The sequence below is a fragment of the Streptomyces mutabilis genome (genome assembly GCF_014649815.1).
Lineage (GTDB): Bacteria > Actinomycetota > Actinomycetes > Streptomycetales > Streptomycetaceae > Streptomyces > Streptomyces mutabilis.
This window is the reverse complement of record NZ_BMTT01000001.1, coordinates 373,246-391,220: the sequence shown is the minus strand read 5'-3', so window position 1 is coordinate 391,220 and position 17,975 is coordinate 373,246. Positions and strand designations below refer to the sequence as shown.

General features: G+C 72.2%; 11 protein-coding genes and 3 pseudogenes. 7 read left to right on the top strand and 7 right to left on the bottom strand.

The genetic code is table 11. The features are described 5' to 3' along the window. Positions 1–5: 5 nt before the first annotated feature. Genes IE142_RS01780 through IE142_RS01770 form a run of 3 tightly spaced genes read right to left on the bottom strand, consistent with a single transcriptional unit; the run spans position 6 to position 2,709 of the window. Positions 6–908 (bottom strand): metal ABC transporter permease, encoded by a 903-nt coding sequence (locus IE142_RS01780; protein WP_191884067.1) that lies wholly within the window; start codon positions 906–908, stop codon positions 6–8. Further along, a complete protein-coding gene (locus tag IE142_RS01775; protein ID WP_191884066.1) occupies positions 908–1,678 on the bottom strand; it encodes a metal ABC transporter ATP-binding protein in 771 nt (256 codons plus the stop codon). Before IE142_RS01775 ends, IE142_RS01780 begins: the two co-directional genes overlap by 1 nt. 26 nt (positions 1,679–1,704) lie before the next feature. Continuing rightward, positions 1,705–2,709 carry a zinc ABC transporter substrate-binding protein gene (locus tag IE142_RS01770; protein WP_191884065.1) on the bottom strand — a complete coding sequence of 335 codons (1,005 nt, stop codon included), beginning with the start codon at positions 2,707–2,709 and terminating at the stop codon, positions 1,705–1,707. A gap of 156 nt (positions 2,710–2,865) precedes the next feature. Between IE142_RS01770 and IE142_RS01765 the strand changes: the two genes are divergently transcribed. The 5 genes and pseudogenes from IE142_RS01765 (at position 2,866) to IE142_RS01750 (ending at position 10,647) form a co-directional block, all read left to right on the top strand. Then, a complete protein-coding gene (locus IE142_RS01765; protein ID WP_043373159.1) occupies positions 2,866–4,248 on the top strand; it encodes a glycine--tRNA ligase in 1,383 nt (460 codons plus the stop codon). Positions 4,249–4,425: 177 nt separating this feature from the next. Further along, positions 4,426–5,040 (top strand): LysE family translocator, encoded by a 615-nt coding sequence (locus IE142_RS01760; protein WP_191884064.1) that lies wholly within the window; start codon positions 4,426–4,428, stop codon positions 5,038–5,040. Between the two features lie 47 nt (positions 5,041–5,087). Next, positions 5,088–5,374: pseudogene (locus IE142_RS36260) on the top strand (VOC family protein); the annotation flags it as partial. A gap of 152 nt (positions 5,375–5,526) precedes the next feature. Further along, positions 5,527–6,273: a TrbL/VirB6 family protein gene (locus IE142_RS36255; protein ID WP_229830117.1), complete on the top strand. Its 747-nt coding sequence runs from the start codon at positions 5,527–5,529 to the stop codon at positions 6,271–6,273. 9 nt (positions 6,274–6,282) lie between these two features. Continuing rightward, entirely contained in the window at positions 6,283–10,647 is a 4,365-nt protein-coding gene (locus IE142_RS01750) for a cation-translocating P-type ATPase (RefSeq protein ID WP_191884063.1), read from the top strand. Between the two features lie 70 nt (positions 10,648–10,717). Here the strand turns inward: IE142_RS01750 and IE142_RS36250 are convergent. Further along, positions 10,718–10,898 (bottom strand): annotated as a pseudogene (locus IE142_RS36250) (MFS transporter); the annotation flags it as partial. Positions 10,899–10,964: 66 nt separating this feature from the next. Between IE142_RS36250 and dusB the strand changes: the two are divergent. Further along, positions 10,965–12,131, top strand: a complete 1,167-nt coding sequence (gene dusB / locus IE142_RS01745; protein ID WP_191884062.1) for a tRNA dihydrouridine synthase DusB — start codon at positions 10,965–10,967, stop codon at positions 12,129–12,131. 1 nt (position 12,132) lies between these two features. Here the strand turns inward: dusB and IE142_RS01740 are convergent. After that, a pseudogene (locus IE142_RS01740) lies at positions 12,133–12,639 on the bottom strand (CDP-alcohol phosphatidyltransferase); the annotation flags it as partial. A gap of 551 nt (positions 12,640–13,190) precedes the next feature. Here IE142_RS01740 and ppdK point away from each other — a divergent pair. After that, a complete protein-coding gene (ppdK, locus tag IE142_RS01735) occupies positions 13,191–15,911 on the top strand; it encodes a pyruvate, phosphate dikinase (RefSeq protein WP_191884061.1) in 2,721 nt (906 codons plus the stop codon). 143 nt (positions 15,912–16,054) lie between these two features. Here ppdK and IE142_RS01730 read toward each other — a convergent pair whose 3' ends face one another. Next, on the bottom strand, positions 16,055–16,519 hold the full coding sequence (locus tag IE142_RS01730; protein WP_191884060.1) for an excalibur calcium-binding domain-containing protein: 465 nt from the start codon (positions 16,517–16,519) through the stop codon (positions 16,055–16,057). Positions 16,520–16,681: 162 nt separating this feature from the next. After that, on the bottom strand, positions 16,682–17,836 hold the full coding sequence (locus tag IE142_RS01725) for an alkaline phosphatase PhoX (protein ID WP_191884059.1): 1,155 nt from the start codon (positions 17,834–17,836) through the stop codon (positions 16,682–16,684). Positions 17,837–17,975 lie beyond the last annotated feature (139 nt).

Below are 17,975 nucleotides of genomic sequence, written 5' to 3'. Positions count from 1 at the left end.
GACGGTCAGACGCCGACCTCGTCGGTGGTCCCCCGGGTGGCCGGAATCTTGCATTCTGCGGGATCGGCGGCGGGCTGCGCCGCCCTGAGCGCCCGCGCGCGCCGCCGGGCCAGCGGTGCGGCCAGCGCGGTCATCAGGACGAACGCCCCGATGGTGAGCAGCACGATCGTCGCGCCGGGCGGCACGTCCTGGTAGTACGACGTGACCGTGCCGCTGATGGTCACCGTGACGCCGATCGCGACGGCCACGGCGAAGGTTGCGGCGAAGGAACGGGTCAGCTGCTGCGCGGCGGCCACCGGGACCACCATCAGCGCCGACACCAGCAGCAGCCCGACGACGCGCATCGCGACCGTCACCGTCACGGCCGCCGTGACGGCCGTCAGCAGGTTCAGAGCGCGCACCGGCAGGCCGGTGACCCGGGCGAACTCCTCGTCCTGGCTGACCGCGAACAGCTGGCGGCGCAGGCCGAGGGTGACGAGGACCACGAAGGCCGCCAGGAGGCAGATCGCGGTGACGTCGGAATCGCTCACCGTCGACAGGGAGCCGAAGAGGTACGAGGTGAGGTTGGCGTTGGAGCCCGTCGGCGAGAGGTTGATGAACATCACGCCGCCGGCCATGCCGCCGTAGAAGAGCATGGCGAGGGCGATGTCGCCGCGGGTCTTGCCGTACCAGCGGATCAGCTCCATGAGGACCGCGCCGAGGACGGAGACCAGGGTCGCCATCCACACCGGGGACCAGGTGAGCAGGAAGCCGAGGCCGACGCCGGTCATCGCCACGTGGCCGATGCCGTCGCCCATGAGGGCCTGGCGGCGCTGGACCAGGTAGATGCCGACGGCGGGGGCGGTGATGCCGACCAGGACGGCCGCCAGCAGCGCACGCTGCATGAAGGCGTAGTTCAGGATTTCCATCAGCTCAGCAGTCCCGTGCGGATCGGTTCGGCGCCCGCCGGTGCGTGCGGGTGTACGTGGTCGTGGCCGGGCAGGGCGTGCTGGCCGACGGCCTTGGGGGGCGGGCCGTCGTGGACGACACAGCCGTCGCGGAGGACGACCGCCCGGTCGATCAGGGGCTCCAGGGGTCCCAGCTCGTGCAGGACGAGGAGGACGGTGGTGCCGGCGGCGACCTGGTCGCGCAGGGTGTCGGCCAGGACCCCCTGGCTGGCCAGGTCGACGCCGGCCATCGGCTCGTCCATGATCAGCAGCTCGGGTTCGGCGGCGAGCGAGCGGGCGATCAGCACCCGCTGGTGCTGGCCGCCGGAGAGGGCGTTGACGGAGTCCTTGGCGCGGTCCGCCATCCCGACCAGGTCGAGGGCGCGGCGGACCGCCTCGCGGTCCGCCTTGCGCAGCACGCCGAAGCGGGCGCGGGAGAGGCGGCCGGAGGAGACGACCTCGGTCACCGTGGCGGGGACGCCGCCCGCGGCCGTCGTGCGCTGCGGGACGTAGCCCACGCGCGCCCAGTCGCGGAAGCGGCGCCGCGGGGTGCCGAACAGCTCGATCTCCCCGGCCGTGACGGGCACCTGGCCGATGACCGTGCGCACGGCCGTGGACTTGCCGGAGCCGTTGGCGCCGAGCAGCGCCACGACCTCACCGCGGCCCACGGTGAGGTCGATGCCGCGCAGGACGGGGCGTGAGCCCAGCTCGGCGCGGACGCCGCGCAGGGAGATGACAGGCTCGTCGCTCACGATGCCCTCCGTAACGATCGGTGCGCTCACTTGGCGCCGAGGGCGGCCTCGAGCGCCTTGAGATTGGACTCCATGACCGCGATGTAGTCGTCGCCCTTCGACTTGTCGGTGATGCCCTCCAGCGGGTCGAGGACGTCGGTCTTCAGGCCCGCGTCCTTGGCGAGGGTCTTCGCGGTCTTGTCGGACACCAGTGTCTCGTAGAAGACGGTGGTGACGCCGTCGGCCTTGGCCTCGTCCTGGAGTTCCTTGATCCGGGCGGGGCTGGGCTCGCTCTCCGGGTCGAGGCCGTTGATGGCCTCCTGGGTCAGTCCGTAGCGCTCGGCGAGGTAGCCGAAGGCGGCGTGGTTGGTGAAGAAGACCTTGGTGTCGGTGTTCGCCAGGCCGTCCTCGTACGCCGTGTTCAGGTCGGCCAGCTTCTTCGTCAGCGCGTCGGCGTTCTTGCGGTAGTCCGCGGCGTTGTCCGGGTCGGCCTTCTCGAAGGCCTTGGCGACGCCCTCGGCGATCTCGGCGTACTTCACCGGGTCCAGCCAGACGTGCGGGTCGAGGGCGTGCTCCTCCTCGGAGTGGGCCTCCTCCTCGGAGTGCGCCTCCGCGGCGTGCTCCTCCTCGGAGTGGCCCTCGGACCCGTGGTCGTGGTCGTGCTCGACGCTCCCGTGGTCCTCGAGCTTCGTCAGCGTGGCCGTGTCGATCTTGGTCTTCACGTCGGCCTGGCCGACGGCCTCGTCCACGGCGGGCTGGAGGGACTTCAGGTAGAGCACCGCGTCCGCCTCGCCCATCTGGGCGGTCTGCTTGGCGCTGAGCTCCAGGTCGTGCGGCTCCTGGCCGGGCTCGGTGAGGGTGGTGACGTTCACGTGGTCACCGCCGATCTGCTCGGCGAGGTACTGCATCGGGTAGAACGACGCGACGACGTCGAACTTGTCCGTGTTGCCCGCCGCCGCGCTGTCGCTGGAGCAGGCCGAGAGGGTCCCGAGGCCGACTGCGGCGGCCGCGGCGACTGCTATGCCGGATATGTGGCGTCGTCGTACGTTCATGGCATTCATTTTCAACAAATATGGAAACCGTTGTCAACTAAGTGGGGCGGTGCAGGGAGGCCCCGATTTGGTCGAGGGGCGGCCCACGCCGGTAACCTGAGGCATTCTCTGGAAGCATCTCGCTTCGTCGCCCGTCGTCGTAATGAAGAGAGCACCGTGGCCGCCGACAAGATCGACACCATCGTCAGCCTGAGCAAGCGCCGTGGCTTCGTATTCCCCTGCAGTGAGATCTACGGCGGTCAGCGCGCCGCCTGGGACTACGGTCCGCTGGGTGTCGAGCTCAAGGAGAACCTCAAGCGCCAGTGGTGGCGCTACATGGTCACCTCACGCGAGGACGTCGTCGGTCTCGACTCGTCCGTGATCCTCGCCCCCGAGGTCTGGGTGGCCTCCGGTCACGTCGCGACCTTCACGGACCCGCTGACCGAGTGCACCTCCTGCCACAAGCGGTTCCGCGCGGACCACCTCGAAGAGGCCTACGAGGAGAAGAAGGGCAAGGCCCCGGAGAACGGCCTCGCCGACCTCAACTGCCCCAACTGCGGCAACAAGGGCACCTTCACCGAGCCCAAGCAGTTCTCCGGCCTGCTCTCCACCCACCTCGGCCCGACCCAGGACAGCGGCTCCGTCGCCTACCTGCGGCCCGAGACCGCGCAGGGCATCTTCACCAACTTCGCCCAGGTGCAGACCACCTCGCGCCGCAAGCCGCCGTTCGGCATCGCCCAGATGGGCAAGTCCTTCCGCAACGAGATCACGCCCGGCAACTTCATCTTCCGCACTCGCGAGTTCGAGCAGATGGAGATGGAGTTCTTCGTCAAGCCGGGCGAGGACGAGAAGTGGCAGGAGTACTGGATGGAGCAGCGCTGGAACTGGTACACCGGCCTCGGCATGCGCGAGGAGAACATGCGGTGGTACGAGCACCCGGCCGAGAAGCTCTCCCACTACTCCAAGCGCACCGCCGACATCGAGTACCGCTTCCAGTTCGGCGGCAGCGAGTGGGGCGAGCTGGAGGGTGTCGCCAACCGGACCGACTACGACCTCTCCTCGCACGCCAAGGCCTCCGGCCAGGACCTCGCCTACTACGACCAGGAGGCCGGCGAGCGCTGGACGCCGTACGTCATCGAGCCGGCGGCCGGTGTCGGCCGGGCGATGCTCGCCTTCCTCCTCGACGCCTACGTCGAGGACGAGGCGCCCAACGCCAAGGGCAAGATGGAGAAGCGCACCGTGCTGCGCCTCGACCCGCGTCTGGCCCCGGTGAAGGTCGCGGTGCTGCCGCTGTCCCGCAACCCGGAGCTGTCGCCGAAGGCGAAGGGGCTCGCGCAGGCGCTGCGGCAGCACTGGAACATCGAGTTCGACGACGCCGGTGCGATCGGGCGCCGGTACCGGCGCCAGGACGAGATCGGTACGCCGTTCTGCGTGACGGTGGACTTCGACACGCTCGACGACAACGCGGTGACCGTGCGGGAACGGGACACGATGAAGCAGGAGCGCGTGTCGCTTGACCAGATCGAGGGGTACCTCGCTTCGAGGCTCGTCGGCTGCTGAACGTCCGCCCCGGTTGACGTACCAGGCGGCTCCGCCTCCTGGACACCCGGACCCGTGCTCGCCCACCGCCCGACTCGGTCGGGGAAGGGGTGAGCGCCCCGGGTCCGTGATTGGCCCCCGACAGAGGATCCCGAGTGGTCCTCCGTCGGGGGCCGTCGTGTTGCCAGGGTGGTGGCCATGAGCCTCGCCTTTCTGCTGACCACCTTCGTGGTCGTCGCGACCCCCGGCACCGGGGTCGTCTACACCCTCGCCGCCGCCCTCTCGCGCGGACGTCGTGCGAGCGTCGTCGCCGCCCTCGGGTGCGCGCTCGGGATCGTGCCGCACCTGCTCGCCACCGTCACGGGCGTCGCGGCGGTGCTGCACGCCAGCGCCACCGCCTTCCAGGTGCTCAAGTACGCCGGCGTGGCCTACCTGCTGTACATGGCGTGGGCCACCCTCCGGGACAAAGATGCGCCAGTGGTGGCCGGCGAACGCGCCGGGCCCGTTCCGGCGGGGCGGGTGATCCTGCGGGGCGTGCTGATCAACATCCTGAACCCGAAGCTGACGCTGTTCTTCTTCGCCTTCCTGCCGCAGTTCGTGAACCCGGGGCAGGCCGGAGCGCTGCCGCGGATGCTGCTGCTCGGCGGTGTGTTCATGCTGGTGACCTTCGTCGTGTTCGCCGGGTACGGCGTCCTGGCCGCGTCCGTGCGCAGCCACGTCATCTCCAGGCCGAGGGTGATGGCGTGGCTGCGGCGGGGCTTCGCGGGGTCGTTCGTCGCGCTGGGGGCGAAGCTGGCTTTCACGGCGCGGTGAGCGCGGGGGCGGGCCGGCTGCCTCCCACCGAAAGACGCGGAGATGCCATGCCGTCGTGGATGAAACCGGTCGCGATAACGCTCGACTGCCCCGATCCCCTGGCTCTGGCGGCGTTCTACCAGCAGGCCACCGGCCTGGGGAACGGCACCCTGACTCGAACGCCGACTTCGCGGGCATCAACGGCGAGCACGGGCTCCTCCTCGGTTTCCAGCGCGTCGACGACTACCGCGCCCCGAACTGGCCCGGCCAGGTCGTTCCCCAGCAGCTGCACGTCTGCTTCCGGGGCGAGGGGGACGTGGACGAAGCCGAGGCCCGGCTGCTGGAGTCGGGCTCCATGAACCGTACGTCCCGGACGCGGCTGCCGAGCCCTCATCGAGCACGGGACCACTTCACCGGGATGAGCGCCCGAAGTGCGGGAACCCGGAGAAATGCGGAAGGTGAGGTTCCCAGGGTTTCCGAGCACGCACAGGGCGAGGACGAACAGTCATGGCTGAGCAGAAGTCGGCGCAGACGCTCCCGCGGCCGTTGCACGCGGCTGCCTCCGCGCTGCGCAAGGTGCCGGGCGCCGGGACGGTCGGGAGGGCCGCCGAGGGCGCCCTGGACAGGATCGGAGCGGTGTCGCCGCGCGGGCGGCGCGCCGTCGTGTACACGGGGGCCGGGGTGCTGGGCATCGCCGGACTGCTGGAGTGGCCGGTCGCGCTGACCGCGGGAGCGGTGGCGTGGTTGACCCGGCCGAGGCCGCAGGAGTCGCCGGGGGCGGAGGCCGCCCGGGCGCTCCGGGACGGGGTGGGAGGCTCCGGCGGGGGCGGGGACAGGGACGGAGGCAAGCGGGAGGGCGGAGCGGCCGGGGCGGCGAGGACGTCCGCGCGGCGGAGTGTTGCCAAGAGAACCTCCGGCACGCAGACCGCTGACCGGAAGAGCCCGGCCGCGAAGACGGGGGCGGCCGGGACGGGTGCCGCGAAGACGAGCGCCGCGAAGGCCAGTACCGCCAAGAAGAGCACGGCGAAGACGATCGCGGCGAGCGCCATCGCCAAGAAGACCGCCGCCAGGAGGAGCACGGCCGTCAAGAGCACCGCCGCCAGGCGGCCCGCCAAGACGAGCATTTCCGCCACCAGCCCCGCCATGTCGGCCGCCAAGAAGACGACGGCCGGGGCCTCCGAGGCCGCGGCCTCCGCCGGTACCGGGGGCAGCCGGAGCCGGAGGGCAACCACGTCCACGCGGAAGGCGGGCTGAGAGACAACGATGGTCAGTGGACTTCTGACGCGGTCCCAGGGTGCCGTCACCGGGTTCGTGCTGGCGGGACCCCGGCTGCTCGCCCGCGGCACCGCCCCAGCGGTGGGTGCCGCGGCCGGCGCCGTGGCGGGCACCGCACGGGCCGGTGTGCGCGGCGCGGACTTCGCGGCGCGGGCGGCACGGGTCGCCCGCGCCGCGCTGCCCGGCGGCGGCACCCGGGACTGGCGGGCCGGCAGCAGGGCGCACCTCGCACTGCGGCCGGCCGCGACCGAGAAGGTGCGCCGGGCGGGCGGCACCGAACACGTCGCGCGGCGCGTGGCGGCGGCCCTGGCCGAGCACCCGGACGTGGCGCTCGCCTACTGGGACACCGGCCTGGCCCGGCTGGTGGTGACCGCCACCGAGGACGCGCTCACCGACCGGGTGGTGGACCGGGCCACCGAACTCGCCGAACGGCACGGACTGACCCGGACGGACCAACCGGGTCCCGGCGATCCGGTGGAGGAGCTCGCCCACCCGGGCGACCCGGCCTCCGTGCGCGTCGCGGCGACCGCCCTCGGCGCCGACGTCCTGGGCATCGCCGCCGCCGTGACCGGCGCCCGCATGGGGCTGCCGCCCACCCCCCGCCTGGTGACGGCCGTGGCGACGCTGCTGCGCGAGAACCCCGCCTTCCGGGCCTGGCTGCGCGAACGGCTCGGCGCCCACGGCATGGACGTGGCACTGGCCGCCGCCAACGCGGCCGTACACGGCGCCGGACAGAGCCCCACCTCGCTCTGGCTCGACGGGGCGCTGCGCACCTGCCAGCTGACGGAGGCGGTGACCCGCGCGGCGGCCTTCGAGGTCGTGCACGACCAGTTGTGCCGCCCGTCACGGGACAGCCTGCCCGCCGACCCCTCCCTGCGCCCGCCGCTGCAGAGTTCCCCGGCCCAGGACTACGCCGCCCACGCCTCGACCGGCAGTGTGGTGGGCGCGGCGGCGACGCTGCTGGTCAAGCACGACGTGGCGGAGGCCGCCGAGGCGGTGCTCGCCGGATCCCCCAAGGCCGCGCGCTACGGTCCCGCCGCCTTCCACGCCGTACTGAGCACCGCTCTGTCGCGCACCGGTGTGCTGGTGCGCGACCCCGAGCGGCTGCGGCAGCTCGAGATGGCCGCCACGGTCGTGCTGCACCCCAGCGCGCTGCGGGCGCCGGAGGCGGGCGCGGACCCGTGGACCGAGGACGTGCTGGACGCGGCGCGCCGCGCGGGCCTGCGCGTGGTGATGGTGGAGGACCCGGCGCTCGCCGACTTCACCGGCCTCGCGGACCAGGTGGTCAGCGGCAAGCGGCCGTTGCGGGAGGTCGTGGACGAACTGCGCGCCGAGGGCGGCGTCATCACCGTCGTACGGCCCCGGCCCGGCGACGACGAGTCGCTGCTGGCCGGGCTGCTCGGCGGGGACGTGGCCGTCGCGCTGGCCGACGGGGACGCCCCGGTGTCCTGGGGCGCGGACGTGCTCGCCCCGCAGGGGCTCGCAGACGTGTGGCGGCTGCTGCGGGCGGTGCCCGCGGCCCGCGGGGTCGGACGCCGGTCGCAGACGCTGGCCCGGTCCGGCGCCGCGCTCTCCGGGCTGCTGGTGGCGGTGGGAGAGGCGCGTGGCAGCGGCAAGAAGGGCGGCGGGGGCGGCGGTTCGGCGCTCCCCGGGTTGCGGCACGCGCCCGTCGACGTGAGCGCGGCGGCGGCCCTGTTCTCCGGTACCCGGGCCGCGCTGGGCGTGGCGATGGCCCGTGCCCCGCATCCCCGCCCGCGGGTGGCCTGGCACACGCTGGACCCCACGGGCGTACGGGAACGCCTGGCGCGGGAGAAGGAGCCGGAGCCGTCTCTCGCCGAACAGCTGACGGCGCGGGTGAAGGCGGCGGCCGACCGGGCGGGCCGTGTGCCCGTCCTAGCGCCCGTGAAGTGGACGTGGCAGCTGGGGCAGGCCGTGCGGGGCGAGCTGGACGACCCGCTGACTCCGGTGCTGGCGGTCGGGTCGGCGGCCGAGGCGATCCTCGGCTCCGTCATGGACGCGCTGCTCGTCGTCGGCGCGCTGGATCTGAACGCGCTGGTCGGCGGCTTCCAGCGGCTGCGGGCCGAGCGGGCGCTGTCCGGGCTGCTCGCGCAGCAGAAGCAGAAGGCGCGGGTCTCCGACGAGGAGACGCACGACCCGTCGGCCGAGCCGCGGGTCGTGGACGCGACCAAGCTCCACCCGGGCCACATCGTCGACCTCAAGGCGGACGACGTCGTGCCGGCCGACGCCCGGCTGCTGTGGGAGGACGGCCTGGAGGTCGACGAGTCCGCGCTCACCGGCGAGTCGCTGCCGGTGGACAAGTGCGTGGACCCGGTGACGAACGCGCCCGTCGCCGAGCGGCACTGCATGGTCTTCGAGGGCACGACCGTGGTCGCCGGACGCGCCCAGGCCGTCGTGGTGGACACCGGCGAGCACACCGAGGCCGCGCGGGCGGTCTCGCTGGCCGCGCGCACGCCGTCGGCGGCCGGTGTGCAGGCCAGGCTCCAGGAGCTGACCCGCAAGGCGCTCCCGCTCACCCTCGCCGGCGGGGCCGCGGTGACCGGCCTCTCGCTGCTGCGGGGGACGCCGATCCGGCAGGCCGTCTCCGGCGGTGTGTCGGTGGCGGTGGCCGCCGTGCCCGAGGGGCTGCCGCTGGTGGCGACCGTGGCCCAGTTGGCGGCGGCCCGCCGGCTCAGCCGGCACGGCGTCCTCGTGCGCACCCCGCGCACGCTGGAGGCGCTGGGCCGCATGGACACCATCTGCTTCGACAAGACCGGCACGCTCACCGAGAACAGACTGCGGCTGACCCGCGTCGCGGGCGCCGACGGCACGGTCCGCAAGTCCGGCGATCCGGAGGCCGCCGACGCCGTACGGATCGCCGCGCGCGCCTGCCCCCGCCTCAACGGTGACGGCGCCCGCCCCACCCACGCCACCGACGAGGCCGTGCTCGACGCCGCCGGTCCGGACCCGGAGTGGACGCAGGAGGAGGGCCTGCCCTTCGAGACATCGCGCGGTTACGCCGCCGCCGTCGGACGGGACGGCGACGGGGCGCCGGTGCTGGTGGTCAAGGGTGCCCCGGAGACCGTCCTGCCCGCCTGCGCCGACCTGCCCGCGCACGCCACCGAGGCGGCGCACGGCCTGGCCCGCGACGGACTGCGCATCATCGCGGTGGCCAGCCGGCCCCTGCGCAAGGGGGAGAATGCCGCCGACGTCCTCGAACAGGAGCCGCAGGAGCTGGAGTTCACGGGGATGCTCGGACTGTCCGACGTCCCGCGCGAGACGTCCCCGGCCCTGGTGCACGGGCTGCGCGAGGCGGGCGTACGGCCCGTGGTGCTGACCGGCGACCATCCGCAGACCGCCCACGCCATCGCCGTCGACCTGGGCTGGCCCGAGGACGCGGTCGTGGTCACCGGCGACGAGATCGCCGCGGCGGACCGTTCGGCGCGGTCCCGGATGCTGCGTGACGCGGACGTCGTCGCCCGGGTGGCGCCTGAGCAGAAGCTCCAGGTCGTCGAGTCGCTGCGGGACGCCGGGCGGGTCGTCGGCATGGTCGGCGACGGCGCCAACGACGCCGCCGCCATCCGCGCCGCCGACATCGGCGTCGGCATCAGCGCCCGCGGCTCAGCCGCCGCCCGCAACGCCGCCGACCTGGTCGTCACCGGCGACGACCTGCTGGTCCTGGTGGAGGCGGTGCGGGAGGGCCGCGCCCTGTGGCACAGCGTCGCCGACGCCATCGCCATCCTGATCGGCGGCAACGCGGGCGAGGTCGGCTTCGGCATCCTCGGCACCGTGCTCGGCGGTTCCGCCCCGCTGTCCACCCGTCAGATGCTGCTGGTCAACCTCTTCACGGACCTGTTCCCCGCGATGGCGGTGGCGGTCACGGAGACCGGCGACCCCGAGCAGGAGGAGGACGACGCGGGCACGCCGCTCGGCACGGCGGTGCTGGGCGAGCCGCTGATCCGCCAGATCCGGCACCGGGCGATGACCACGGCCCTCGGCGCGACCGCGGCCTGGCTCTTCGGCCGCTTCACGCCGGGCACGCGGCGCCGCTCCACGACGATGGCCCTGTGCGCCGTGGTCGGCACCCAGCTCGCCCAGACCCTCGCCGACCGCCGCGGCAGCCGCCTGGTCCAGGTCACCTCCCTGGGCTCCGCCGCCGCCCTGGTCGCCCTGGTGCAGACGCCGGGCGCCAGCCAGCTCTTCGGCTGCACGCCGCTGGGGCCCATGGCCTGGGCGGGCGTGGCGGCGGCGATCGTCCTGGCGCTGGCGGGGCAGCGGGCGCTGCCGGCGGTGGAGGAGGCGGTCGTGAGGTACTGGCCGAAGGTGTCGGAACGGCTGCCGGAGTTCGCGCGCTGAGCCCGGCAGCGCCGGTACGGCGGTGCCATTGGGCTACGGCCCGAGCGGCACCCCGTGCTCGTCGGCGAAAAGCCGCCTCCCGCACCTCCGCCGATCCCAGACGCCCGGCGGTCCGTTCCGCAGCGCGGCGGGCCCAGCGGCCGGTGGTCAGTGCGCCGAGGGCCAGGACCGCGAGGCCGCAGGCGGGTCAGGATCCACCAGCCGGGGCGGGCGGCGGAGACGAAGGTGTCGCGGTACGACGAGGCGCCCACGCACTATTACATGATCCGTGTCCACAGGCGCGGCGGGCACTGCTCCGCGTGCGTGACAATGGAGGAATGTCCACGCCCACCGCGCCCGCCCCCAGCACCACCGCCCGGCCGTTGCAGGTCGGCCCGCACACCGTCGCGCCGCCCGTCGTGCTGGCGCCGATGGCCGGGATCACCAACGCGCCGTTCCGCACGTTGTGCAGGGAGTTCAGCGGCGGCAAGGGCCTGTTCGTGAGCGAGATGATCACGACCCGGGCGCTGGTCGAGCGCAACGAGAAGACCATGCAGCTGATCCACTTCGACGCGACCGAGACACCGCGCTCGATCCAGCTGTACGGTGTCGACCCGGTGACCGTCGGCAAGGCCGTCCGCATGATCGCGGAGGAGGACCTCGCCGACCACATCGACCTGAACTTCGGCTGCCCCGTGCCCAAGGTGACCCGCAAGGGCGGCGGCTCCGCCCTCCCGTACAAGCGGAACCTGCTGCGGGCCATCGTCCGCGAGGCCGTGACCGGCGCCGGCGACCTGCCCGTCACCATGAAGATGCGCAAGGGCATCGACGACGACCACCTCACCTACCTCGACGCCGGCCGGATCGCCGTCGAGGAGGGCGTCACCGCCATCGCCCTGCACGGCCGCACCACCGCCCAGCACTACGGCGGCACCGCCGACTGGGACGCCATCGCCCGCCTCAAGGAGCACGTTCCGGAGATCCCCGTGCTGGGCAACGGCGACATCTGGTCCGCCGAGGACGCGCTGCGCATGGTGCGGGAGACCGGCTGCGACGGTGTCGTGGTCGGGCGCGGGTGCCTGGGGCGGCCGTGGCTCTTCGCCGATCTCGTCGCCGCCTTCGAGGGACGTACCGACGCGTACGTACGGCCCACCCTGCGCGAGGTCGCCGACGTGATGGTGCGGCACGCCGCCCTGCTCGGGGAGTGGATCGGCGACGAGGCACGCGGCGTCATCGACTTCCGCAAGCACGTCGCCTGGTACCTCAAGGGCTTCGCGGTGGGTTCCGAGATGCGCAAGCGGCTCGCGGTCACCTCCTCCCTGGAGGCACTGCGTGCCGGGCTGGACGAGCTGGACCTCGACCAGCCCTGGCCCACCGGCGCCGACGGCCCCCGCGGCCGCACGTCCGGCAACAACCGGGTGGTCCTGCCGGACGGCTGGCTGAAGGACCCGTACGACTGCGCGGGCGTCGGCGAGGACGCGGAGCTGGACACCTCCGGCGGCTGATTCAGTCGCCGGCCCCGGTGGGGCGCGGGACGGAGCCGTAGGCCGTCAGGAAGCGGTCGCGGAACGAGCTCATCTTCCACACCGGCGCGTCCTGGGCGGGCTCCAGGCCCTCCGTGCAGTTCCAGTCGTCGACCGCGTCGAGCACCTTCGGGTCCTTGGCCACGATCGAGACGGGCACGTCCCGGCTCGCCCTGTCGCCGCTGACCCGGGCGAGCGGCTGGTGGTCGCCGAGGAGGACGAGGACGGTGTCGTCGGTGCCGTAGCGCTCCAGCCACTGGGTGGGGCAGGTGACCCAGTACTCGACCGACTTGCCGTACTCCTGCTTCGACCGGGTGGAGTCGGCGATGATGTCGGCCGCCTCCACGCCCGACGCCTCGGTGCCCTCGTACACCGAGCCGTCGCCGATCTCGTCCCAGCCGACCGTCCTCGGCAGCGGCGCCCAGGGCTGGTGGCTGGAGGTCAGGATGACCTCCGCCATCAGCGGCCGGTCCCGCTCCCTGCCGTGCTCCCCTGGTGTCTCGGGTGTGTCGGGATCGTCGGCGGTCCGCTGTGGCCGGCGAGAAGGCGTGATGACAGGCACCCGGAGGTCCTTCCGTGCGTGACCCGGTGGTCGGCGGACCCGGCGAGGGGGCCGGTCCGCCGCACTCTCGTACGTCCGGCGCCGGCGGTCCGTTCACCGGTCCGCATGGTGAAATCCGACGGCCTGTGGCAGCGTGATTCTCGCCACCTCTGATAGAGGTCACGCTCAGATGAGCAGATCTTGGGCGGTTCCACTTCTCCAAGGGGTGGCACTGAGTGCCATGCCATGATCATTCATCGATCGAACTCAAACGTGGTGTACGTCGCTCAGATGAGCGTCGATCGCGAGCTCTGAGGATTCATTCGTTCAAGAAGTGAAAACACAAGCCGTCGGTCGCTTGCCAAGCCTTGACTTTCGATCCGCTGGCGGACGAGTGGTTACAGGCGCATGACGCGCAAGTGGACGTACCCAGGTGCCTTTGATCTGGGTACATTCCTCGCCGTCAGGGCAGCCACCGCGTCCTCGAGGAGTCGAGACCCGTGTCGGAAAACAAAGATCCCCAGGTAGCGAAGTTCGTTTACGACTTCACCGAGGGCAACAAGGACCTCAAGGACCTCCTCGGCGGCAAGGGCGCCAACCTCGCCGAGATGACCAACCTGGGCCTTCCGGTCCCTCCCGGCTTCACCATCACCACCGAGGCCTGCAAGACCTACCTCGACAGCGGTGAGGAGCCGACGGCACTGCGTGACGAGGTGAGTGCGCACCTCGACGCCCTCGAAGAGAAGATGGGCAAGAAGCTCGGCCAGGCCGACAACCCCCTCCTCGTGTCGGTCCGCTCCGGTGCCAAGTTCTCCATGCCCGGCATGATGGACACGGTCCTCAACATCGGCCTCTCCGACAAGTCGGTGCAGGGCCTGGCCAAGCAGGCCGGCGACGACCGCTTCGCCTGGGACTCCTACCGCCGCCTGATCCAGATGTTCGGCAAGACCGTCCTCGGCGTCGACGGCGACCTCTTCGAGGAGGCGCTGGAGGCGGCGAAGGCGGCCAAGAAGGTCACGGTCGACACCGAGCTGGAGGCCGCCGACCTCAAGAAGCTCGTCACCAAGTTCAAGAAGATCGTCAAGACCGAGGCCGGCCGGGACTTCCCGCAGGACCCGCGCGAGCAGATGGACCTCGCCATCAAGGCCGTCTTCGACTCCTGGAACGGCGAGCGCGCCAAGCTCTACCGTCGCCAGGCGCGCATTCCGCACGACCTCGGCACCGCCGTCAACGTCTGCTCCATGGTCTTCGGCAACCTCGGCCCCGACTCCGGCACCGGCGTCGCCTTCACGCGCGACCCCGCCTCCGGCCACCAGGGCGTCTACGGCGACTACCTGCAGAACGCCCAGGGCGAGGACGTCGTCGCCGGCATCCGCAACACCGTCCCGCTGGCGGAACTGGAGAAGATCGACAAGAAGTCGTACGACCAGCTGTTGCAGATCATGGAGACGCTGGAGAACCACTACCTGGACCTCTGCGACATCGAGTTCACCATCGAGCGCGGCCAGCTGTGGATGCTCCAGACCCGCGTCGGCAAGCGCACGGCGGGGGCGGCCTTCCGCATCGCCACCCAGCTCGTCGACCAGGGCCTGATCGACGAGGCCGAGGCCCTCCAGCGCGTCAACGGCGCCCAGCTCGCGCAGCTGATGTTCCCGCGCTTCGACGAGGACGCCAAGGTCGAGAAGGTCGGCCGGGGCATCGCGGCCTCGCCGGGCGCCGCGGTCGGCAAGGCGGTCTTCGACTCGTACACCGCGGTGAAGTGGTCCCGCTCGGGCGAGAAGGTCATCCTGGTGCGCCGCGAGACCAACCCCGACGACCTGGACGGCATGATCGCCGCCGAGGGCATCCTGACCTCACGCGGCGGCAAGACCTCCCACGCGGCCGTCGTCGCGCGCGGCATGGGCAAGACCTGTGTCTGCGGCGCCGAGGAGCTGGAGGTCGACACCAAGCGCCGCCGGATGACCGTGCCCGGCGGGCACGTCGTCGAGGAGGGCGACGTCATCTCCATCGACGGCTCCTCCGGGAAGGTGTACCTGGGCGAGGTCCCGGTCGTGCCGTCGCCCGTCGTCGAGTACTTCGAGGGCCGCATGCACGCCGGTGCCGAGGACGCCGACGAGCTGGTCGAAGCGGTGCACCGCATCATGGCCTTCGCCGACCGCAAGCGCCGGCTGCGGGTGCGCGCCAACGCCGACAACGCCGAGGACGCGCTGCGCGCCCGCCGCTTCGGCGCCCAGGGCATCGGCCTGTGCCGCACCGAGCACATGTTCCTCGGCGACCGGCGCGAGCTGGTGGAGCGGCTGATCCTGGCCGACACCGAGACCGAGCGGGAGGAGAGCCTGAAGGAACTCCTCCCGCTCCAGAAGCAGGACTTCGTCGAGCTGTTCGAGGCGATGGACGGCCTCCCGGTCACCGTCCGCCTCCTGGACCCGCCGCTGCACGAGTTCCTGCCCGACATCACCGAGCTGTCGGTGCGCGTCGCGCTCGCCGAGTCCCGCCAGGAGCCGCACGAGAACGAGCTGCGCCTGCTCCAGGCCGTACACCGCCTGCACGAGCAGAACCCGATGCTGGGCCTGCGCGGCGTCCGTCTCGGCCTGGTCATCCCCGGCCTGTTCATGATGCAGGTGCGGGCGATCGCCGAGGCGGCGGCCGAGCGCAAGGCCGCCAAGGGCGACCCGCGGGCGGAGATCATGATTCCGCTCGTCGGCACCGTCCAGGAGCTGGAACTCGTCCGCGACGAGGCCGACCAGGTCATCGCCGAGGTCGAGGCGGCCACCGGCGCCAAGCTCAAGCTGTCCATCGGCACGATGATCGAGCTGCCGCGCGCCGCGCTGACCGCCGGTCAGATCGCCGAGGCCGCCGAATTCTTCTCCTTCGGCACCAACGACCTCACCCAGACCGTGTGGGGCTTCAGCCGCGACGACGTGGAGGCCAGCTTCTTCACGGCCTACCTGGAGAAGGGCATCTTCGGCGTCTCCCCGTTCGAGACCATTGACAAGGACGGCGTCGGCTCGCTGGTGGCCGCCGCCGCGAAGGCCGGCCGCGAGACCCGCCCCGACCTGAAGCTCGGCGTCTGCGGTGAGCACGGCGGCGACCCGGAGTCGGTGCACTTCTTCCACGAGGTGGGCCTGGACTACGTCTCCTGCTCCCCGTTCCGCATCCCGGTGGCGCGCCTGGAGGCGGGCCGGGCGGCGTCGCAGTCGAAGGGCAGCGACCACCGATAGCCCGCTGAGCGGGGCCCAGGCCCCGGAGCCGCCGTCTGTCACCCGACCACCCTCACCGATCGGCGGCGGCTCCGGTCCACGAGAAGAGGCGGCACCCTTGTGCGGGGGTGCCGCCTTCTCGTCAGCCGGTGCTTGCGCGCGCGTCAGCCGGCGCCGTTGCCCCGGCGCCGACGCGCGGCCAGCAGCAGTCCGCCGCCGGCCAGTACGACGGCCGCGCCGCCCGCCGCGATGTACGGCGTCGTGTCGTCGCCGCCGGTCTCGGCGAGGTCGGTGCCCTGCTGCCCGGCGGCCTCCTCGCCGCCGGAGTTCTCCGCGTTCCCGGATTCCCCGGAGCCGGCCGCGTCGTCGGAGTCCTTGTCGCCGGAGTCCTCGTCGTCGGCGGGCACGAAGCCCGCGGGCGGCTTGTCGCAGCCGACGCCGTCCTTGTCGCGGTCGAGGTGGTCGCCGTAGTGCTCGTCGCCCTCCTTGATGTTGGAGTACCCGGCGTCGTAGGCCTCGGTGCAGTTCTCGAACGGGTGGTTGCCGTCGTGCGCCTGGGCGGCGGCGGGCAGGGCGGCCAGGGCCACCGCGGCCAGGGCGACGGCGGCGGGCTTGCGGAGCAGCTTCATCAGGAGTCCCGGAAATGGTGTGGTGGAGCGGATGTGAGGTGACGAAGCTATTGAGGTGCGCGGGATGTGGTGGAGATATGAAGGAGTCGTGATGGGAACGTTATGTGACCGGACGGTAGCCCTCCGCTGCCTCTCCGCTGCCTCTCGGCTGCCGGTGGCGGGCTAGGTCCGGAACGGTCCGCGCACCTCGTAGGTGATCCCGCCGGAGGAGCTCCCGCTCGTCCCCCGCTGGCTGGAGAAGTACAGCCGGGTGCCGTCGGGCGAGAAGGCCGGGCCCGTGATCTCCGAGCCGGACTGGCCGTCGATGCGCAGGAAGGGGGCGATCACGTCGCTCGGTGTGATCACGCAGATCTCCATGTTGCCGCCGTCCTCCGCCACGAACAGGTCGCCGGAGGAGCTGCCGGTGACGTTGTCCACGCCGGTCAGCGGGGCCGTGCCGGACGTCACCAGGGAGTCGTCGTAGGCCAGCTCGATGGTCTGCGCGGCCGCGTCGTACTGCCAGACGCGGTTGTCGCCCTTGGTGGTGAACCAGCAGGTGTCGTCCGCGTAGTAGCAGCCCTCGCCGCCGTTGAACCGCTTGGCGCCGGAGACCTGGCGGCGGGTGGCCGTCGCGCCGGACGGGTCGGGGACCCTCGCCCACGACACCGGGCCGCTGGTGGCCGAGCCCGCGACCAGCACCTCCAGCGTGCCGGAGGACAGGTCGCCCCAGGTCGTGGGGCGGAAGCGGTAGAAGCAGCCGTCGCTGACGTCCTCCGTCAAGTAGACGACCTCGCGGACCGGATCGGCCGCCGCCGCCTCGTGCTTGAAGCGGCCCATGGCGTCCCGCCGCACCGCGGCCTTCACGCCCCACGGGTCGGTCTCGTAGACGTAGCCGCGGTCCACCTCCTCACAGGACAGCCAGGTGTTCCACGGCGTCCTGCCGCCCGCGCAGTTCTGCCGGGTGCCCGAGAGCACCCGGTACGCCGACGTGATCGTCCCCGTGGCCGAGAACTTCACCGCGCTCGCCCCGCCGGAGGGGTTGATCTCCGAGTTGGACACGTAGATCCAGCCCGGGCCGTCCGCGTAACAGGCGCCGCCGTCCGGGGCGTTGTGCCAGGTGTACGAGGTGCCCGCGACCCTCTGGCCGGAACGGGCGATCACCCTGCTGGTGAAGCCGGCGGGCAGCCGGATGCCGTTGGCGTCGGGTGCTCCGAGCGCCCCGTACGGGCCGCCGCCGGGCTGGGCGGGGGCGGCGTGCGCGGCACCGCGCCACAGGGCTCCGCCGAGCACGGCCGAGCCGCCGACGACGGCCGTGCGCAGGAGGGTACGACGTTCCACTGCTGCCTCCGGGTGTCCTGACCGGGGCCCGCCGCCGGTCGGCGGCGGGAGCGTACGGCCACGGACCCTAGAGCGGCTCGGTTGACGGTGCATGGACAATCTGTGACGGCCGGGCGGCGCGCTCCCTCATTCGGGCGGC